The following is a 19,069-nucleotide window of genomic DNA, read 5'->3' on the forward strand; positions in this document are numbered from 1 at the left end:
ATAAACCGGCAAAAATGGAGGAATAATCTTTTTTCATTTTTGGTTAGTTAGATTAGGGGATTGTGGTATTAAATATCTTTTTTGACTAACATATAAAAATCATTGTCCAAATGCATGTAGCCTTGGTCGTATAGGAAATAGTAGGTATTTCCTGTTTTAGTATTTAAAATATTAGTAAAAAAATCAAAATCGAAACCTTTGCTCAAGAGTTTTGCCCTTGTGGTTTTTGATTTTCCCTCGGTATTAATTTCAGATAAAATGCGGTAGTTTTTGCGCAGCTTATTGTTGACGTTGCGCATAAAATTAGTGCTGTCTTTATTTATTTTATTGTTGAAGGCGTTGCGGCAACCGTCACTACAAAACTTTTTATCTTCGCGTCCTACAATCTTTTCTCCACATTCTAAGCAGGTTTTGTTCATGGATTGATTTTTTTGATGTCGTACAAGTCCGTTCTTCGATCTTTTAGAATTCGAACACTTCCATGTTCGTGAAGTTCTTTTAGTAAATCTAAATCTACATCAACAATCAGTGTCATTTCCGTATTTGGAGTAGCTTCGGCTTTGATTCCGTTACTTGGAAAAGCAAAGTCAGAAGGTGTAAATACGGCGGATTGCGCATATTGAATGTCCATGTTATTTACCTTAGGAAGATTGCCCACACAACCTGCTATAGCTACATAACATTCGTTTTCTATCGCTCTGGCTTGAGCGCAGTGCTTTACACGCGTGTAAGCGTTCTGTGTATCTGTAAGGAATGGAACAAATAGAATGTTCATTCCCTCATCTGCCATTAATCTGGATAATTCAGGAAATTCTATGTCATAACAGATCACGATTCCTATTTTTCCGCAATCGGTATCAAAGGTTTTAATTTGTGATCCGCCGGTCATTCCCCAGTGCTGTACTTCGTTTGGAGTAACATGAATTTTAGCATACATTTCTGAAGTTCCGTCTCTTTTGCAAAGAAAACCCACGTTATATAATGTGCCATTTTCTAGATGAGGCATGCTTCCGGTAATGATATTGATGTTATAAGAAATGGCAAGTTCTTGAAAACGTTTCCTAATGGGTTCCGAATATTTTGCTAATTCTCTAATCGCTTCTGCCTCAGATAAATGGTTGTAATCTGCCATTAAAGGAGCAGTAAATAGTTCTGGAAACAATGCAAAATCACTTCCGTAACCCGAAACAACATCAACAAAAAACTCACATTGTTCGTATAAAGCTTCCAGATTGTTTAGTTGGCGCATTTGCCATTGTATTAGCCCTAAACGAATGACACTTTTTTTGAGGTTTATCAGTTTGGGGCTTTCGTCGTAATAAATATTGTTCCACTCTAATAAAACTGCAAATTCTTTAGAATCTGTATCACCTTCTAAGTAGTTTTTCATTACTCGGATTACGTGAAAATCATTACTTAACTGAAAAGAAAGAACAGAGTCATGCAACTCTTTTCTTTTTACTTTTTCTATATAATCTTTTGGAGTCAGTGTTTCTGCATGTTGTCCGTAATTAGGAATTCTTCCTGCAAAAACAATAGCTTTCAAATTCAATTGTTCGCACAATTCTTTTCGGGCGTCATACAAACGTCTACCTAGGCGCAGACCTCTATAATTAGGGTGAATAAAAACATCTATCCCGTATAAAACATCTCCTTTTGGGTTGTGGGTGGAGAAAGTATATTTTCCGGTTATATCAGAGTAATTATGGTTTTTGTCTACTAAACTTTCGTCAACAATTAGAGACAAAGCAGAGCCAACTACTTTTCCATCTACTAAAATTACCAATTGACCTTCGGGAAAAAGGCTTAATAATTTTTCAATATGATGTTCTCTCCAGTAGGAACCTACCATTTCCGGATACGATTCTACCATGGAGTTTTTCAACTCTTTATAGTCATCAAATTTCAGATTTCGTAACTCTACTTTGTTTATTTTGGTTTGCATAAAAATTTTATTTTTACCAAATATAGCTATTTTTTACCATTTACAAACGCTTACAAATAGTTACAACCGAAAGTAAGTAGTTAGCTACCGAATACTTTTTGTCAGTCATCGCATCTTTGCAATGTTGATTTGAAAGAACGATTCAACAAATAACTTATATACACTAACATTTAAATTTTACACGCCATGAGCACATTAAGAAACAAAGTACAGTTAATTGGACACGTTGGGAATGATCCAGAAATCAAATCATTTGACGGAGGAAAAAAACTAGCCAATTTTACATTAGCAACAAATGAAAACTATAAAAACGACAAAGGAGAAAAAGTAGAGGAAACCCAGTGGCATAAATTAGTAGCTTGGGGGAAAACAGCTGAAATTATAGAAAAGTATGTTACTAAAGGCAAAGAAATTGCTATTGAAGGTAAGCTAACTCATAGAAGTTACGATGATAAAAACGGCGAAAAAAGATATATAACCGAAGTATTGGTTAATGAGGTGATGCTTTTAGGAAAATAAAGTAGAGATTAAAATAGAAATAAAAGGCACGGTTTTCTGATAAGGATACCGTGCTTTTTTTATTTTCAGGAAAAATTAAATGATATGGTATATTCCAAATTGCATATTTTATACTTGAAACTAGGTTTTATTTAAATGGGATAATCGTTATCTCAATTTTTTTAGAAAATACTTTTGGCGGCTCGGTATGTATTTGCGTGAGCTTCAATTATTGTTTTTATATCGGGCGAATAGCCACCACCCATAGATACTTGCACAGGAATTTGATATTTAGAGCAAAGTTCAAAAACTAATTCATCTCTTTTTCTGCACCCATCTAATGAGCATCCTAATTTACCCAGTTTATCAGAAGATAAAATATCTACTCCCGCCAAATAAAATATAAAATCGGGCTTTTGAGTTTCGATTAATTTTGGAATTACATTTGCAATTGTTTGGAGGAATTCATCATCTTTTGTTCCATCGTTAAAACTGATATCTAAGTCCGAAATTTCTTTTTTGAAAGGATAGTTTGTCTTGCCATGTGTGGATAACGTGAATACATTTGGATTATTTCGAAAAATTTCAGCTGTGCCATTTCCCTGATGTACATCTAAGTCTATAATCAGAATTTTTTTTGATAATTTGTGGTCTAATAAGTATTGAGAAGCTATTGCTTGGTCATTTAATAAACAAAAGGCCTCTCCATGAGTAGAATAAGCATGATGAGTTCCCCCGGCGATATTAAAAGATACTTTTGTTTCTAACGATTTCTGAGCGCCAACGATGGTTCCTTGAGCTATAATTAATTCGCGCATTACAAGTTCTTTCGAAAGTGGAAATCCAATTTTTCTCGCTGCTTTTGCATTCAAAGTCAGATTGAGTAAGTCATTTACATATTCTTGTTTATGAATTGCTAAAACGTGCTTTAAATCGCAAATATCAGGTTTAAAGAAATCAGAAAGTGTTGCGGTTCCTTCGTGTACTAATTGTTGAGGGAGCAATTCATATTTCAACATTGGAAAGCGATGCCCTTCTGGTAAAGGATGCTGATAAATGGGATGAAAAGCTATTGGAAACATGGAATATTTTTAAGGAAATTATATTTTCAACGCAGGTGTTTTAAACAAAAAAAATCTAATTTTTATCTAGACAGCACGAAACACACTAATATTTCTGAAAGTGCAATTATTGATTCATTAACTCCTGAAAACAATCCACAAACTGCCCTAGATGAAAACCATCCATCAAGGCATGATGAACATGAACAGACATTGCCATGGTTCTCTTTCCATTATCTGTAATTTTCATTTTTCCAAACGAAATTTTAGGGCAACTATCCGGAAAAGTATAACTTCTGGCATGGGAAATTGAGGTGAAATCCAACCAAGGAATCGCCGAAAAGTGAATGACATTATCATCATCAAATGTTCGGGTAAAGAGTCCTGTTGTAGTTTGTATACGCTCTATTTCTTTAGAAGTATTCGTTTCAAATATAGAAAAATCAGAATTGTATTCAATCAATGAAAAACCAAAAGTCCCGTCTTGCCGACCAATAGTTGCCGATGCATTAATTTGGTCACAAACATATATCTTATCTTCTGAAATTCGATAGCGAAACGATTCAATTGTATTCACCGCTACCAATGTCTGATGTAAATAGTAACTAAAAAATGAGGTTTTCAAAGCTTTTGCAACTGCATAAGCTTTAGTACAATCAATTTCGACTGTGACGCCAAAGAATGGTTCTTCAAATTGTCTAAAAAAATGAAAATGTTCTTTTCTAGGCCAATTTTCTAGATCTAAAAGGGTTTTCAAATTGCTTTTTTTATTTATTTTCAAAAGTACTGCTAATCTTTTAAATCAAAAATCTGTTGATGGAGATTTTTGTTAAAAGGAATTAAAAACTTTTTCAATTGGTGCACATAAACATAAAAAAACCCTAAAAGAAATTTCCTTTAGGGTTTTTAGAGAATTTTGAGAAAGAATTATTTTACCATGAAAGTAACTCTTCTAACTAATTTTCTTGCAGCATCTGAATTTTTATCAACTGAAGAGTCTTCACCTGCAGCAATTACATTCAATCTTGAAGCTTCAATATTAGCTTTCATCAAAGTATTTTTTACATTATTTGCTCTTGCAGCAGATAATTTATCATTGTATTCTGACCTTCCTAATTCGTCAGCATGACCAATAATGTCAACTGAAGCAGTAGGATTGTTTCTTAAGTAAGTCAAGATAAAATCTGTACCTTCAGTAGAAACATTTGTTGGAGTAGATTTATCGAAGTCAAAATAAACTGCAACATAACCACCGTTGATTAAACTTTTGATTAAATCGTTATTGTATACAACAGAACCGTCTCCAGTATTAGCTGCATAGTTTTTCATGATGTAAGCTTCAGTATCGTCAGCAACATTGTTGTTGTTTTTGTCAATAGATCTACCTTTAGTATCAACCATTTGACCAGCAGGTGTATTAGCTTCTTGATCTAAATAATCTGCTACACCATCATTATCAGAATCTAACATTTTGTTTTCGATAGCTGTAAATCTTGCATCAATTGCATCAAATTTACCTTCGTTATCAATAACCCAGTCAGCATGTTTCACATTGTTACCTAAGTAAACTGTTATACCTGCAGTACCGTTAAAAAGTGCTCCAGAAAGTCCTCTTGTAGAAACTGTACTAGCACCGTCAAAAGCAAGATTTTGTCTACCGTGAACTATAGTTGTGAAATCTCCTGTCAATGCAATTCTATCAGATAATTTAATTTGACCAGTTATCCCCGCCATTAAGTTACCCATTCTGTCTCTACTGAAAGAAGGATTTTCTTTTTCCAAAAATGACAAACCTACACCAGCATGACCAAGTAAACCAATTGTTTTAGTCCAAGTTTCAAAACTCATGATTCTTCCTAAGTTTGCAACACCTTGTAAATTTACTCTGTAATACTTTGTGTCAAATTTTATTGAATTATCACCTTCTGTAAAACTGTTATAACCCAAATCAGTTTTCAAACCGAATTTGTTGTTAAACATATAACGAACACCTAAATCTACAACATAGGGACTAACTACAGCAGTTCTATGACCAGGTGACATTGTTCTTGATGGTTTGTTAAAACCACCAGCTAATTCTACAGACCATTTGTTGAAAGAATTTTCAACTGCTGCTTCTGTGTTTTTTACACTTCCAGTTTGAGCACTCATAGTGGTCACAACCGATGCAAGTACTAGATTAAGTATGATTTTTTTCATTTTTTTTTTTTTTAATTTATGCAAAAGTACGATATATTGTTAAATATCAAACTTTAATCTGTTAATTATGTAAGAATTAGTTTTAGTTGTATAAAACGGAGCTCTTAAATACGAATTTATCAATATTTTGTATTTTTATTTTATATTATGTAAAGATATTAACTTTAAAACAAATTGTTTTTTACTTGAAAATTGTTTTTTACTTAATTAAATGAGTTTAGAACCTGATTTCTCACCCTAGTTTTTCTAGTATTTCTGTTACTTTTTCGAAAGAACTAAAATTTTCATGTTCTACTGTATGGTCAATTCTTTCGTGTGCCCAAGTAGTATGAAACGGAATATGAACAGCGTGTCCGCCAATGGCCAGTACTGGTAAAACATCTGATTTTAAGGAATTTCCAATCATTAAAAATTCTTCAGATTGTATTTCCAAACGTTTAATCAAATCAGAATAATCAATTTCTTGCTTGTCTGACATTACTTCGATATGGTGAAAATAATGACCCAAACCTGAATTGTGCAACTTTCTTCGTTGGTCTAATAAATCACCTTTAGTAGCAACCACTAATTTGTATTTTCCGTGTAAAGCAGCTAAGGTTTCTTCCACACCTTCCAATAAAACAATTGGTTTCTCCAATAATTCTTTTCCGTATTGAATGATTTTTTCGATTATTTCTACAGGAAGTGTGTTATTTGATATAGTCATCGCCGCTTCAATCATCGATAAAATATAGCCCTTGATTCCGTAACCGTATAGTTTTAAATTATCGATTTCGACCTTAAATAGTTCTTTGGAAATTCCCTGATGGGACAAATAATCTTCCATTAAACCACAGAATTTTTTTTCGGTTTCATCAAAATACGTTTCGTTGATCCATAAGGTGTCATCGGCGTCGAAAGCAATTACTTTTAGTTCCATTTTTATATTATTTTGATAATAATTGAGGTTTTCCTACAAACTGTCTCCTGTTTTGAAAAATACTTTTTTTATTGAAATTGTTTTCGAATAAAAGGTAATTCGAATTCCCAAAAGTAAAATAATTCCTCCGATAATCATTTGCAGGGTGATTATTTCATCTAAAAATAACCAAGCTAAAATTGAAGTCAAAACGGCTTGACTGAGTAAACTCAAAGACACTCTTGTGGCGCGCATGTGTTGTGTGGCATAACTCAGCGATAACCACGCTAATAATTGGCAAACTACTGCTTGGATTAATAATACTAGCCAGCCAGCATCAGAAAAACCGTAAAAAGGTTCTTCTAGCATTAAGCAGAGAATTCCTAAATATATACTTGAAGAAATTAAGCTGATAGTCATAAAAGAAAGGACATCCATACTAGAAAGCACATTTTTGCTGACCAGTAAGTAAATAGCATATAAAATACCCGATAATACGGCAAAAAGGAATGCATTGTCAAAATTCAACTCGATAAAAAACTGGAAACCAACTAGCATAATCATTCCGAATAATGAGACTAGAGTTCCTATCCAGAAATTAGTGGCGGGTTTTGTTTTTAAAAATAAAAACGAACCAATGCCCACCCAAAGCGGGGATAAATTTGTAAGCAGTGAAGCCTGAGTAGCGCTCGATTCTTGAATGGCAATATTCCAAACGGCAACATCTGAGGCGAATAAAATTCCGCAAATTATAGCAGGAATTAATACTTTGAAAGTTGGAAGCTTGAATTTTTTTGTAATAATGACATACGGCAATAGCAAGGTTACTGCAATTGCCATTCTATAAAAAGCCGAAATTAGTCCGGGAGTTAACCGAAGTTTTATTAATATTGGAAATATCGAAATGCAGAGTATCCCAACAATTAAAGCTAATTGCGGCTTTTTTATTTTCATTTTATAATTTCCTTAATTGATTGTCTCTCCATTAGCAACACCATCTGTATCTGGATTTACAAAAACCAGTTTTCCTTCAGCATTAGTAGTCATCAAAATCATTCCTTGACTTTCTACACCACGAAGGTTTCTTGGAGCTAAATTCACTAAAACAGTCACTCGTTTCCCTACAATATCTTCTGGTTTGAAACTTTCCGCAATTCCCGAAACAATGGTGCGAACGTCAATTCCGGTATCTACTTTCAATATCAAAAGCTTGTTGGCTTTCGGCATTTTTTCGGCCTCTAAGATGGTTCCTACACGAATATCCATTTTGGCAAAATCCTCAAATTGAATCGCTTCTTTTTGTGGTTCCGCTTTTTTGTTTTCGGCGGTATTAGCCGTTTTAGTCGCTTCTAGTTTGTCTATTTGTTTTTGGATTTCCTTGTCTTCAATTTTGGCAAACAACAACTCAGCTTCCCCAATTTGGTGACCAGCCGGAATCAAATCAGATGTTTCTGAAATCGTATTCCAGTTCAACGGATTTTCTATTTTTAGGATTCTTGATAATTTTTTTGCTGTAAATGGTAAGAAAGGTTCGCAAAGTGAACTCAACGCAGCCGCAATTTGCAACGCCACATACATTTGTGTTTGTACGCGTTCTGGATTGTCTTTGATTACTTTCCAAGGTTCTTCATCAGCCAAATATTTATTTCCTAAACGAGCCACATTCATTAATTCGCTCAACGCTTCACGGAATCTGTATCGTTCTACAGAACTTGAAATTACTGCTGGATACGCTTTTAATTCAGCCAGAGTTTGTTCATCTACTTCAGATAATTCGTTAGGGGTAGGGACAATTCCGTCGTAATACTTATTAGTTAAAACCACCACACGATTAATGAAATTCCCGTAAATCGCTACTAATTCATTGTTGTTCCTCGCCTGAAAATCTTTCCAGGTAAAATCATTATCCTTAGTTTCTGGTGCATTTGATGTTAGCGCATAACGCAAAACATCTTGCTGATTTGGGAATTCTTCTAAATATTCGTGCAACCAAACCGCCCAGTTTTTAGACGTAGACAATTTGTTTCCTTCTAAGTTCAAGAACTCATTTGCAGGCACATTATCCGGCAAAATATAGCTTCCTTCGGCTTTCAACATCGCTGGGAAAATGATGCAATGGAAAACAATATTGTCTTTCCCTATAAAGTGAACCAGTTTTGTATCTTTATCTTTCCAGTACGGTTCCCAATCTTTTCCTTCGTGCAAAGCCCATTCTTTGGTAGATGAAATGTAGCCAATTGGCGCATCAAACCACACATATAATTTTTTTCCTTCGGCACCTTCAACAGGTACATCAATTCCCCAATCTAAGTCACGAGTTACTGCACGAGGTTCTAATCCGCCATCAATCCATGATTTTACTTGTCCGTAAACATTGGGTTTCCAGTCATTTTTATGTCCAACGAGAATCCATTCCTTCAAGAAATCTTCATAACGGTCCAAAGGCAAAAACCAGTGTTTCGTCGATTTCAAAATTGGAGTTTCTCCGGTAATTGTAGATTTTGGGTTAATCAAATCCGTAGCGTTCAAGGTCGAACCACATTTTTCACATTGATCACCGTAAGCTTCTTCGTTGCCACATTTTGGGCAAGTCCCAACCACAAAACGGTCTGCTAAGAATTGATCTGCTTTTGCATCATACAATTGTTCGGTTACTTCCTCAATAAAATCTCCTTGTTCGTACAGTTTTCTAAAAAATTCCGAAGCCGTATCATGATGAATTTTAGCCGAAGTTCGGGAATAATTATCAAACGAAATTCCAAAATCAGAGAACGATTTACGAATGATTCCGTCATATTTATCGATTACTTCCTGTGGCGTAATGCCTTCTTTTTTGGCTTTCATCGAAATGGCCACGCCGTGTTCGTCACTTCCGCAAACAAACAAAACGTCTCTTCCTTGCAATCTTAAATATCTGGAATATATGTCTGAAGGCACGTAAACACCCGCCAAATGGCCAATGTGAATCGGTCCGTTCGTATACGGCAATGCCGCTGTAATGGTATATCTTTTTGGATTCTGTATCATAAAATTATTTTTAGATTCTGAAATTAATTCAGAACGAACTGCAAAAATAAGCAATAGAATTTTTATTTGAAGCTATTTCCCGCTATCCGTTGCAATCTTTTACTTTTTAAAGAAAAAAGTAAAAGGATTTTCACTGCTATCGGGGCTAGGGATTTGGGTTGTGAAACTATCTTTTGTGTAAATAATTACTTATATTTGATTGATGCCTAAAATTGAAGTCATGAAAAAAAATATAATTTTATTAATTTCTATATCTGTTCTTCTAGGATGTTCCTCCAAAATTAAATCAATAACTGAATTTACTAACCAAGATGGTATTCTAGATAAAAATAGAATTGCAGAGTTTGACAAGGAAGGAAATAAATTGTTAGAACAAAATTTTGGAAATGTAAGAGCTAATCGAATTACTAAATCAGAGTATAAAAATGGACTGAAAATTCTTGAAATTGATTGTGATTATTTTCAAAAACAAGACACTTGTGTTCTGCGACAATTTTCAAAATTTGAATATGATAGTAATGATAGATTAATAACTGAAATTAAATTTGAAGAAGATTCAGCAACACGATTTATTCGTAACCATCTATATTTTAAGGATATGAAATTGATAAAAACAATGTCATGGGGAATGATTGCTTCAAAGCAGCCGGACTATAACAAGGGAAGTGTATACATAGATACTATTTATTACGATAAGGTAAAAAGAAAAATAAAAATAATTTCTGGTAGTCCAGATTTTAGTAAACCATATATTGAAATTTATAAATATACAAAGAATGGATATTTAAGAGAATTAAAAGGGACTTATAATAATGACACGGTTGTTTCTTACAAGTACAATAAGCTCCAAAAAAAGGCAATTAAAAATAAAATTGATTTTGATTTTGGGGATATGAAAAGGAATAAGTATAAATTTGACTATTATTAAAAGAATATTAAATGACACCTTTATTTGTGAAATCATTTGATACCCTTCAGAGGCAATTCGGCAAGATTTGTGATAAACAATAATTTTACCAGAAGAAAGCAGCTGCCTTTAAAAGGGCCAAAACTCCAAAATTATGTTTAAAAAAAAGTGTGATGAGTAAATCATTTGTAAAATGTCTCGCGTGCGGCACTATTAATGTAGACAGAGATTACTGTAGTAATTGTGGTGAGATTATCAATATAGTTTTGAAGCGCCAATTAGAAAGCGAAAATAAAATTCAAGAAAAAGAAGAGGAGGAAAAGAGCAAAGTTCCTAGCAGAATTGATGAGTTGTTAAAGAAAGGTGCGACGCATCCTAATAGTATAATAAGAGCCCTTTTTCAAGTCATTTATTCGGTATGGCTTTTTATTGCAATGCTTATTGGGTGGCTTATTGCCTTGGTCGTAGCGGCAGCAGCGGGCTAAATCAAATAAAAAACAAAAAGATTGGATAAAATTCAGCAAAATATTCCCCCTTTTGTGCAACAGAATTGTGCATCAATTACTTTCAAAAAGTTGCTGTATGTGATGCTTTTTTTGACTGCGCTTGCTATTTATATAATGCAACGGTTGCAAATGCCACTGCCTACAATAATTAATAATTATGTTAATGATTTACTATTTCTCCCTCTCACGTTAGGTGCAATCACATATCTCATACATTGGTTGAAAAAAGATGTATTTTTTGAGCTTTCGTTTGTTTTTGTTCTTTTATTAGCTAGCTGTTATTCTTTTTATTTTGAATATTATCTCCCAAGATTAAATCCAAGATATACGGCAGATTGGATTGATGTAATTCTCTATTTTTCAGGAGCATTTGCTTATTTTTTTTGCGGAAAGATAGAAAGCAGAAGGTTTTCTAAAGAGCGTTTTTTAATTTTATAGCGGAGCATCGTTCGTTATTTTATATTTGTAACCTTAATCAAAGAAGTTTGTAATCATGGCAAAAGGACCCGAAAAAAATACTAAAAACAAGGCTTTACATACCAAATTGCTCAATCGGAAAAAGGCTAAACTTCAAGAAGAAAAAAAAGAAAAAGCGTTGCGTTTGAGAGCTTTAGTTGCAAAAATGAATCAGAAAAAGAATAGTAACGAATCTGATGTAAGTTAAATGGTATCGCTGATCAATCTGTGCTAATCTGTGACACGAGCTAAAGCGAACTAGCAAAGCAAATCCGTGGCTAAAAAGAAACATTTCGATTCTTCACTATTTTACCCGAAATTTGCAGCACATATTAAAATACAAAACTTATGGAATTCGGTAGAATAATTATTTCAGAAACTGCAATGAACAGTGAGAATCTTCAAGATGTGATTCACTCTAATATTTCGGTAATCAACCTAATGCGCGAGGAAGGCGTAAACGATGATTTGATTCACGAAGATGCCATAATGAGTTATTATTTAGATTATTATACCTCACAATATACCGAAGGAAATTTTGCTCAATTTGTGTATAATTCCGGTTGGGATAAAGAACTAAACGAATTAATCGAAGAAGGTTTGGCTTTGATTGGAGCCGAAAAGCATTTAGAATTGTTCCAACAACAATCCAAAAAAGTAAAATTAATGAGCAGCGTAAAGCTGAATAAATTCCTAAAAGGGAAACTGGAAGGCGTAAATCCTATCCGAGATTTGCTCAACAACGACACTTTTTTCGAAATTGAAGAAAATCTGATTACGTTGAACGCTAATTTCTTAAAAACACACCCTGATTTTGAAGTTCTTTCTGTAGACGACATGTTTGCAACCTTAGAAGAATTTGTGGGTCATGAAATTAAAAGAGAGTAGACAAGAAATTAGTTGTTTCACAAAGACACGCCAAGAAAAAACACGAAGTTGCACTAAGAGATATAAAGGGAAAATCTAAAAAAAACTTTGTGAATCTCTGTGTCTCCTTTGTGAACCTTCGCGGAATAGCTTTTTGCAAATACAAAGAATAAATTTTCAATTTAAACTTTCCCTCATTTCTATCAAACATTTCCTTAAATTTGCTACCATTATTATAAAATTTAGCGTTAAAAAAATCAAGCTATGTTACAAATCGCATTTATTAGAGAGAATCAAGAAAAAGTAATCACCGCTTTGGCAAAGAGAAACATCGATGCTACAAGTGTTGTTGAAGAAGTGGTACAACTGGATGAAAAACGTCGCGCTACGCAAGTGGAGCTAGACAATATTTTATCCGAATCTAATAAATTATCCAAAGACATTGGCGAATTGATGAAAGCGGGTGAGAAATCGAAAGCCGCCATTCTTAAAGAAAAAACTGTTTTAAACAAAGAGAAAAGCAAAGCTCTAGCCGAAACTGCTGACGCACTTGCTGTTGAACTTTTAGAAAAATTATATACGTTACCCAATCTTCCTGCTGACATCGTTCCTGTTGGAAAAACACCAGAGGAAAACTTAAACGTTTTTGAAGAAGGTGAGATTCCAGTTTTGCATGAAGGAGCACAACCGCATTGGGAATTGGTAAAAAAATACGACATCATTGATTTCGAATTAGGAGTAAAAATCACAGGTGCAGGATTTCCGGTTTATAAAGGAAAAGGTGCGAAGTTACAGCGTGCCTTAATTAATTATTTCTTGGATAAAAATACAGCTGCAGGATACAATGAGGTTCAGGTTCCGCACATGGTCAACGAAGCATCAGCTTATGGAACGGGACAATTGCCGGACAAAGAAGGGCAAATGTATCATGATAAAACCGATGATTTGTACTTGATTCCAACGGCTGAGGTTCCGGTAACGAATTTGTTTCGTGATGTGATTTTGAACGAAAATGAATTGCCCGTCTTAACTACGGCTTACACGCCTTGTTTCCGTCGTGAAGCAGGTTCTTACGGAGCACACGTTCGTGGATTGAACCGTTTACATCAATTTGATAAAGTGGAAATTGTACGTGTAGAACATCCTGACAAATCGTACGAAGCATTAGAAGGAATGGTGGAACACGTTAAAAATATATTACAAGAATTGAAATTACCATATAGAATTTTGCGTCTTTGTGGTGGTGATATGGGCTTCACATCGGCTTTGACGTATGATTTCGAAGTGTTTTCTACAGCGCAAGATCGTTGGTTAGAAATTAGTTCGGTTTCTAATTTTGAGACTTTTCAAGCGAATCGTTTGAAATTGCGTTTCAAAGACAAAGACGGAAAAAACCAATTGGCTCACACCTTAAACGGAAGTGCATTGGCTTTGCCAAGAGTTTTGGCTGGAATTTTAGAAAATTACCAAACTCCAGAAGGAATTGTAATCCCTGAGGTTTTACGTCCGTATTGCGGATTTGATATTATAGATTAATTAGTTTGCGGTTATCAGTCACAGTTTACAGCGCTGTGACTGAAAACTGTGAATGCGATAAAAAAACGAATATTGAAAATGAAAAAACTCTTTCTACATATCACGCTGTTTTTTTCATTGCTTTGTTTTTCGCAAAACGAACAATTGGCGCAATATTATTATGACAAAGGCGATTTTGAAAAAGCAAAAATCAGCTATGAAGAATTGCTGAAAGAGATTCCATTAAACTCCCAATATTTCTTAAGAATAATAGATTGTTCTCAGCAATTGCAACAGTTTGAAAGTGCCGAAAAAGCTATTCAAGAAAGGCTTAACAAGTACAATCAAGGAAATCTTTTAGTAGAATTAGGCTATAATTTTCAGTTACAAAAAAATGATGACAAAGCCAAAATGTACTACGAACAGGCTTTGGAACGAATCAAAAAAAATCCGAATGAAGTCTACGGAATATCAAACGCTTTTGAGAAAAAAGTACTCCTCGATTACGCATTGAAATCCTACCAGACCGCTACGGAATTACAACCGAACTTTAATTTTAATTATCAAATAGGATTGCTTTACGGTCAATTATCTAATATGGAAATGATGATTTCCACTTTTCTGGATGAAGCATTTGCCAATCCTCAAAACTCCATTAGAATCCAGAATCAATTGGTTCGTTTTATGGTTGACGAAGGCGATGCAAACTTCAATGAACTGTTGCGCAAAGCATTGATTATAAGAACCCAAAAAAATCAAGACCTTTTTTGGAATCATTATTTGAGTTGGTTTTATGTACAGCAAAAAGAATTCGAGAAAGCATTTATTCAGGAAAAAGCCATATACAAACGCAATCCGGAATCGCTAACTAATATCGTCAATTTAGGACAACTTGCAATTGAAGAAGAGAATCAGGAGGCGGCTAAGGAAATTTTAGGATTTGTATTAGAAAACACCCAGGATTTAGAATTACTGATTCAAGCAAATTCGTATTTGGTGACCATGAAAATTGAAAAAGCATCCGAAAATGACTTTTCAGCCATCGCCACAGAATTAGACGGTTTGTTGAAGCAATTCGAAATAAGTCCTTTTACCTTATCTTTGCAGCTGATTCAGGCGCATTTCACAGCATTTAATCTAAAAAAACCAGAAGAAGGAAAGGCAATTGTCAAGAGAGCATTGGAATTGAAATTGAATGATTATGAAGTGGCTAAAGCCAAAATGGAACTGGCAGATATTTTGCTTTATGAAGAAAAATTCAATCAGGCTTTGATTTATTATTCCCAGATTGAATTGGATTTAAAGAATGATGTAATGGCGCATGAGGCCACTTTAAAAGCCGCAAAAACGAGTTATTTCAAAACTGATTTTGCGTGGGCATTGAAACAGTTTAAGGAATTGAAATCCGCGAATACGCAGTTGATTGCCAATGATGCTTTGGAATATTTTCTGTTAATCAACGACAATACTGTTGCTGATTCGACACAAACTGCTTTGAAGCAATTTGCAAAAGGAGATTATCTGTTGTATCAAAACAGGAATCAGGAAGCTATTGCGCAGTTTCAATCGATTTTAAAAAATCATAAAGGACAGGAAATAGAGGCTGTGACTTTGTTAAGATTAGGAAAAATATACGAAAAGGAAAGTGATTTTGCTTTGGCTTTAAGCCAATACCAAATGATTATAGACCAACATAGCGACGGAATTTACATAGACGAAGCGTTGTATTTTTCGGCAGAAATTTATAACAAGCAATTGTTGCCTGAAAAAGCGAAGCCACTATATGAAAAGGTATTGTTCAATCATCAGGACAGTATTTATTTTGTAGAAGCCCGGAAGAAATTCAGACAATTGCGAGGAGACACTAATTTATAAAAACAGATTACTTAGATTCTTGGATTTTTTGAAAAGTCTAATAATCTAATAATCTAACAATCAAAAAAAATGATACTATACAACGTTACCACAAACATACATGAAAGCGTTCACGATCAATGGATGATTTGGATGCAACACAAGCATATTCCTGAAATTTTGGCTACGGGAAAATTCTCTTCGGCAAGAATGGTACGAGTATTAATTGAAGAGGAAATGGGCGGAGTTACGTATTCCGTTCAATATACGACGGACAGCAAAGAAACTCTGGAGAAATACTACCAAGAAGATGCACCGGGTTTTCGGGAAGAAGGAGCGAAGTTGTTTGGCGATAAAATGTTGGCGTTTAGAACAGAATTAGAGCTGATTGCAGATTATAAATAGCCATGGAACTCCATTTTCAAACCAAAGAAGAAAGCAACAGAAAACAATTGGATGATTTTTTGAAATTATCCAAAGCAGAACGTTTTTATCAATTTTTGCGTTTGATGGAAAAGGTTAATCAATTTCCAATGAAGCATAAAAACGATATTAATTCGAATTTTATTATTCAAATAAAAGCAAGCTGATATGTTTCAAAAATGGGAAGAAAATATCAATCAATTTATTTCTACAGCTAATAAGCATAAAGTAAGAATGTTGATGGTTGGCGGAGGAGCAGTAAATTTCCATGGATACCAGCGCCATTCTGCGGATGTCGATTTTTGGATAGAGACTACGGATGAAAATTTTAAAAAATTAGTAGCCGTTTTTAATGAAATGGGATATGAAATTGATGATTTCCCCGAAAATGTAAAAAATCAAGAACAAAACATTTCCGTTAAATTCTCTCCTGTAGACTTGGATTTAGAATTAATTACAAAATTTTCTGTAAATAAAACTTTTGCAGAAGCATTTGAAAGCAGCGAAGAAGTACAAGTGAATGACAATCTTTTTTTGAAATGGAATGTACTGTCACTAGAGGATTTAATAACAAGCAAAATTAAAGCAAATAGACCTAAGGATTTATTGGATATTCAGCAATTGCTAGAAATAAACAAAAAACAATAAAATTAGGACAATAAAAAATACTGAAAGTATTCAGCATAATATGGAAAAAGTAACAGCCAAAAAACACCTCGGACAACACTTCTTGAAAGACGAAAGCATTGCAAAAGATATTGCTGACACGTTAAATTTAGAAGGATATGATGATGTATTAGAGATAGGTCCAGGAATGGGAGTTTTGACAAAATATTTGTTGGATAAACCGGTGAACACCTACGTTATTGAAATCGATACGGAATCAGTGACGTATTTGGACCAGAATTATCCAAAATTAAAAGACAGAATCATTTCTAAAGATTTTTTGAAATACAATGTCAACGATGTTTTTGAAGGGAAACAATTCGCGATTATTGGGAATTTCCCGTATAATATCTCGACACAGATTGTGTTTAGAACATTGGAGTACCGCGATCAGATTCCGGAATTTGCAGGAATGTTTCAGAAAGAAGTGGCGCAACGTATTTGTGAAAAAAAGGGAACAAAAGCGTATGGAATTCTGTCCGTTTTGGTTCAGGCTTTTTATGATGCCGAATATTTATTCACGGTAGATGAAAATGTATTTATTCCGCCACCTAAGGTAAAATCAGGTGTTTTACGTTTGCGTAGAAAGAAAGATTATAGCTTGCCTTGCGGCGAAAAATTATTTTTTACGGTAGTAAAAACGGCTTTTCAACAACGACGCAAAACGTTACGAAATAGTTTGAAAACCTTAAATTTGTCGGATAGTTTGAGAGAGGATGAGATTTTCAACCTTCGACCAGAACAATTAAATGTAGAACAGTTCATAGCACTTACCCAAAAAATAGAAGCCGATGGAGTTTAAAATCAGCAAAGAATTAATACAAGAATTAGAGCTACTCATTCAAAGTAAAAACGACCAACAGCTGGAAGTGATTTTGAATGATATGCACCATGCTGATATTGCCGAGATTCTTGATGAGCTTGATTTTAATGAAGCAACCTATATTTTTAAAGTATTAGACAGTGAAAAAACCGCTGAAATTCTTCTGGAACTCGAAGATGATTTGCGGGAGAATATTCTAAGCAGGCTTTCGGCAAAGGAGATTGCGGAAGAATTAGATGAGCTGGAAACCAATGATGCTGCTGATATTATTGCGGAGCTTTCGCAAGATTTGAAAGCTGAGGTAATATCAGAACTTCAAGATGTGGAGCATGCGAAAGATATTGTAGACTTGTTGCGTTATGACGAAGATACAGCTGGTGGAATCATGCATAAGGAATTGGTTAAAGTCAATGAAAATTGGAACGTACTTACGTGTGTAAAAGAAATGCGCATTCAAGCCGAAAATATTTCCAGAGTCCATTCGATTTATGTGGTGGATGACGAAGATAGATTGAAAGGGCGTTTGTCGCTGAAAGACTTGTTGACCACTTCTTCTAGAACTCCCATTAATGATGTTTACATTCGAAAATTAAATTCAGTTAAAGTAGATACTGAAGATGTTGAGGTGGCCAGAATCATGCAAAAATACGATTTAGAAGCCATTCCTGTTGTGGATGAATTGGGAAGATTAGTGGGTCGAATCACAATTGATGATATCGTAGATGTAATCAAGGACGAAGCCGATGAGGATTACCAGTTAGCAGCGGGTATCTCGCAAGATGTTGAGGCAGACGACAGCATATTTGAGCATACAAAAGCAAGATTGCCGTGGTTGGTTTTAGCTCTTTTAGGAGGTTTTATCTCCGTAAAAGTGCTTGGATTATTTGAAGGAGCGATGCTGGAACACGGAAATTTATTCTTTTTTACGCCTCTAGTTGCGGCAATGGCAGGAAATGTTGGGGTACAATCATCTGCAATTATTGTGCAGGGTTTGGCAAATAATACGTTGAGTGGTTCATTATTTAATAGATTGGTCAAAGAAGTGTCGCTGAGTTTGTTAAACGGAGTGATTCTGGCCACGATATTATTTCTAGGAAGTCATTTTCTGTTAAACGTAGAAATTATAATAGGAGTTATTGTTACTGTAGCATTGATGTCGGTAATTATTATTGCTTCATTAATAGGAACTTTTGTTCCATTATTATTGGATAAATTTGGTATTGACCCCGCCTTAGCTACAGGGCCGTTCATCACAACGAGCAATGATATTTGTGGAATTCTAATTTATTTTTCGATAGCAAAAATGATTCTGGGATTTTAAAAGAGAATAGAACAAAGAAGAAAGATAATAGAATATTGAGAGAAAATTCAACAAAAAACTAATACAACTATAACTACACAACCAACACTTTTCCCTAATTACT

21 protein-coding genes are annotated in these 19,069 nt (G+C 34.3%); 13 read left to right on the forward strand and 8 right to left on the reverse strand.

All coding sequences use genetic code 11. The features are described from left to right. Positions 1–68: 68 nt before the first annotated feature. Together DFR66_RS05515 and DFR66_RS05520 are read right to left on the reverse strand one after the other, a co-directional pair. On the reverse strand, positions 69–419 hold the full coding sequence (locus tag DFR66_RS05515; protein WP_114753843.1) for a hypothetical protein: 351 nt from the start codon (positions 417–419) through the stop codon (positions 69–71). After that, positions 416–1,945 carry a bifunctional GNAT family N-acetyltransferase/carbon-nitrogen hydrolase family protein gene (locus tag DFR66_RS05520; RefSeq protein ID WP_114753844.1) on the reverse strand — a complete coding sequence of 510 codons (1,530 nt, stop codon included), beginning with the start codon at positions 1,943–1,945 and terminating at the stop codon, positions 416–418. The genes DFR66_RS05515 and DFR66_RS05520 overlap by 4 nt, the downstream gene beginning before the upstream one ends. 186 nt (positions 1,946–2,131) lie before the next feature. Between DFR66_RS05520 and DFR66_RS05525 the strand changes: the two genes are divergently transcribed. Continuing rightward, positions 2,132–2,464 (forward strand): single-stranded DNA-binding protein, encoded by a 333-nt coding sequence (locus DFR66_RS05525; protein ID WP_114753845.1) that lies wholly within the window; start codon positions 2,132–2,134, stop codon positions 2,462–2,464. Positions 2,465–2,625: 161 nt separating this feature from the next. On the opposite strand, the gene DFR66_RS05530 is transcribed toward DFR66_RS05525, so the two are convergent. The 6 genes from DFR66_RS05530 to metG all read right to left on the reverse strand — a co-directional run bounded on the left by DFR66_RS05530 (position 2,626) and on the right by metG (position 9,628). Further along, positions 2,626–3,525, reverse strand: a complete 900-nt coding sequence (locus tag DFR66_RS05530) for a histone deacetylase family protein (protein WP_114753846.1) — start codon at positions 3,523–3,525, stop codon at positions 2,626–2,628. A 106-nt stretch (positions 3,526–3,631) separates the two neighbouring features. Continuing rightward, positions 3,632–4,261: a chloramphenicol acetyltransferase gene (locus DFR66_RS05535; RefSeq protein ID WP_114753913.1), complete on the reverse strand. Its 630-nt coding sequence runs from the start codon at positions 4,259–4,261 to the stop codon at positions 3,632–3,634. Between the two features lie 170 nt (positions 4,262–4,431). After that, positions 4,432–5,703, reverse strand: a complete 1,272-nt coding sequence (locus tag DFR66_RS05540) for an OmpA family protein (RefSeq protein ID WP_114753847.1) — start codon at positions 5,701–5,703, stop codon at positions 4,432–4,434. A gap of 232 nt (positions 5,704–5,935) precedes the next feature. Then, positions 5,936–6,622 carry an HAD family hydrolase gene (locus DFR66_RS05545; protein ID WP_114753848.1) on the reverse strand — a complete coding sequence of 229 codons (687 nt, stop codon included), beginning with the start codon at positions 6,620–6,622 and terminating at the stop codon, positions 5,936–5,938. 33 nt (positions 6,623–6,655) lie between these two features. After that, the gene (locus tag DFR66_RS05550; protein ID WP_114753849.1) at positions 6,656–7,555 is read right to left on the reverse strand and encodes a DMT family transporter; all 900 of its coding nucleotides are present in this window, start codon (positions 7,553–7,555) and stop codon (positions 6,656–6,658) included. 12 nt (positions 7,556–7,567) lie between these two features. After that, a complete protein-coding gene (metG, locus tag DFR66_RS05555; RefSeq protein ID WP_114753914.1) occupies positions 7,568–9,628 on the reverse strand; it encodes a methionine--tRNA ligase in 2,061 nt (686 codons plus the stop codon). A 220-nt stretch (positions 9,629–9,848) separates the two neighbouring features. Here metG and DFR66_RS05560 point away from each other — a divergent pair, with 220 nt between their 5' ends. The 12 genes from DFR66_RS05560 (at position 9,849) to mgtE (ending at position 18,966) form a co-directional block, all read left to right on the forward strand. Further along, entirely contained in the window at positions 9,849–10,556 is a 708-nt protein-coding gene (locus DFR66_RS05560) for a hypothetical protein (RefSeq protein WP_146841103.1), read from the forward strand. A 152-nt stretch (positions 10,557–10,708) separates the two neighbouring features. Next, a complete protein-coding gene (locus DFR66_RS05565; RefSeq protein WP_114753851.1) occupies positions 10,709–11,020 on the forward strand; it encodes a hypothetical protein in 312 nt (103 codons plus the stop codon). Positions 11,021–11,041: 21 nt separating this feature from the next. Next, complete coding sequence (locus tag DFR66_RS05570) at positions 11,042–11,479, forward strand: hypothetical protein (RefSeq protein WP_242008635.1); 438 nt, start codon at positions 11,042–11,044, stop codon at positions 11,477–11,479. 55 nt (positions 11,480–11,534) lie between these two features. Next, positions 11,535–11,705, forward strand: a complete 171-nt coding sequence (locus tag DFR66_RS13855; RefSeq protein ID WP_167400489.1) for a hypothetical protein — start codon at positions 11,535–11,537, stop codon at positions 11,703–11,705. 140 nt (positions 11,706–11,845) lie between these two features. Further along, a complete protein-coding gene (locus tag DFR66_RS05575) occupies positions 11,846–12,385 on the forward strand; it encodes a DMP19 family protein (RefSeq protein WP_114753853.1) in 540 nt (179 codons plus the stop codon). A gap of 243 nt (positions 12,386–12,628) precedes the next feature. Further along, entirely contained in the window at positions 12,629–13,900 is a 1,272-nt protein-coding gene (gene serS, locus DFR66_RS05580; protein ID WP_114753854.1) for a serine--tRNA ligase, read from the forward strand. Between the two features lie 78 nt (positions 13,901–13,978). Further along, positions 13,979–15,754 (forward strand): tetratricopeptide repeat protein, encoded by a 1,776-nt coding sequence (locus DFR66_RS05585; RefSeq protein ID WP_114753855.1) that lies wholly within the window; start codon positions 13,979–13,981, stop codon positions 15,752–15,754. Positions 15,755–15,823: 69 nt separating this feature from the next. Continuing rightward, the gene (locus DFR66_RS05590) at positions 15,824–16,138 is read left to right on the forward strand and encodes a DUF4286 family protein (RefSeq protein WP_114753856.1); all 315 of its coding nucleotides are present in this window, start codon (positions 15,824–15,826) and stop codon (positions 16,136–16,138) included. A gap of 2 nt (positions 16,139–16,140) precedes the next feature. Beyond that, positions 16,141–16,323: a hypothetical protein gene (locus DFR66_RS05595; protein ID WP_114753857.1), complete on the forward strand. Its 183-nt coding sequence runs from the start codon at positions 16,141–16,143 to the stop codon at positions 16,321–16,323. A 1-nt stretch (position 16,324) separates the two neighbouring features. Beyond that, on the forward strand, positions 16,325–16,804 hold the full coding sequence (locus tag DFR66_RS05600) for a nucleotidyl transferase AbiEii/AbiGii toxin family protein (protein ID WP_114753858.1): 480 nt from the start codon (positions 16,325–16,327) through the stop codon (positions 16,802–16,804). Positions 16,805–16,844: 40 nt separating this feature from the next. After that, complete coding sequence (gene rsmA, locus DFR66_RS05605; protein ID WP_114753859.1) at positions 16,845–17,624, forward strand: 16S rRNA (adenine(1518)-N(6)/adenine(1519)-N(6))-dimethyltransferase RsmA; 780 nt, start codon at positions 16,845–16,847, stop codon at positions 17,622–17,624. Continuing rightward, positions 17,614–18,966 carry a magnesium transporter gene (gene mgtE / locus DFR66_RS05610; protein WP_114753860.1) on the forward strand — a complete coding sequence of 451 codons (1,353 nt, stop codon included), beginning with the start codon at positions 17,614–17,616 and terminating at the stop codon, positions 18,964–18,966. The genes rsmA and mgtE overlap by 11 nt, the downstream gene beginning before the upstream one ends. The last annotated feature ends 103 nt before the right edge of the window (positions 18,967–19,069 follow it).

The organism is Flavobacterium glaciei (assembly GCF_003350545.1).
Taxonomy (GTDB): domain Bacteria; phylum Bacteroidota; class Bacteroidia; order Flavobacteriales; family Flavobacteriaceae; genus Flavobacterium; species Flavobacterium glaciei.

Coding starts and splice junctions, on each gene's coding strand:
- DFR66_RS05515 (WP_114753843.1), bottom strand. CDS start 419: ATGAACAAAACCTGCTTAGAATGTGGAGAAAAGATTGTAGGACGCGAA.
- DFR66_RS05520 (WP_114753844.1), bottom strand. CDS start 1,945: ATGCAAACCAAAATAAACAAAGTAGAGTTACGAAATCTGAAATTTGAT.
- DFR66_RS05525 (WP_114753845.1), top strand. CDS start 2,132: ATGAGCACATTAAGAAACAAAGTACAGTTAATTGGACACGTTGGGAAT.
- DFR66_RS05530 (WP_114753846.1), bottom strand. CDS start 3,525: ATGTTTCCAATAGCTTTTCATCCCATTTATCAGCATCCTTTACCAGAA.
- DFR66_RS05540 (WP_114753847.1), bottom strand. CDS start 5,703: ATGAAAAAAATCATACTTAATCTAGTACTTGCATCGGTTGTGACCACT.
- DFR66_RS05545 (WP_114753848.1), bottom strand. CDS start 6,622: ATGGAACTAAAAGTAATTGCTTTCGACGCCGATGACACCTTATGGATC.
- DFR66_RS05550 (WP_114753849.1), bottom strand. CDS start 7,555: ATGAAAATAAAAAAGCCGCAATTAGCTTTAATTGTTGGGATACTCTGC.
- metG (WP_114753914.1), bottom strand. CDS start 9,628: ATGATACAGAATCCAAAAAGATATACCATTACAGCGGCATTGCCGTAT.
- DFR66_RS05560 (WP_146841103.1), top strand. CDS start 9,849: ATGAAAAAAAATATAATTTTATTAATTTCTATATCTGTTCTTCTAGGA.
- DFR66_RS05565 (WP_114753851.1), top strand. CDS start 10,709: ATGAGTAAATCATTTGTAAAATGTCTCGCGTGCGGCACTATTAATGTA.
- DFR66_RS13855 (WP_167400489.1), top strand. CDS start 11,535: ATGGCAAAAGGACCCGAAAAAAATACTAAAAACAAGGCTTTACATACC.
- DFR66_RS05575 (WP_114753853.1), top strand. CDS start 11,846: ATGGAATTCGGTAGAATAATTATTTCAGAAACTGCAATGAACAGTGAG.
- serS (WP_114753854.1), top strand. CDS start 12,629: ATGTTACAAATCGCATTTATTAGAGAGAATCAAGAAAAAGTAATCACC.
- DFR66_RS05585 (WP_114753855.1), top strand. CDS start 13,979: ATGAAAAAACTCTTTCTACATATCACGCTGTTTTTTTCATTGCTTTGT.
- DFR66_RS05590 (WP_114753856.1), top strand. CDS start 15,824: ATGATACTATACAACGTTACCACAAACATACATGAAAGCGTTCACGAT.
- DFR66_RS05595 (WP_114753857.1), top strand. CDS start 16,141: ATGGAACTCCATTTTCAAACCAAAGAAGAAAGCAACAGAAAACAATTG.
- DFR66_RS05600 (WP_114753858.1), top strand. CDS start 16,325: ATGTTTCAAAAATGGGAAGAAAATATCAATCAATTTATTTCTACAGCT.
- rsmA (WP_114753859.1), top strand. CDS start 16,845: ATGGAAAAAGTAACAGCCAAAAAACACCTCGGACAACACTTCTTGAAA.
- mgtE (WP_114753860.1), top strand. CDS start 17,614: ATGGAGTTTAAAATCAGCAAAGAATTAATACAAGAATTAGAGCTACTC.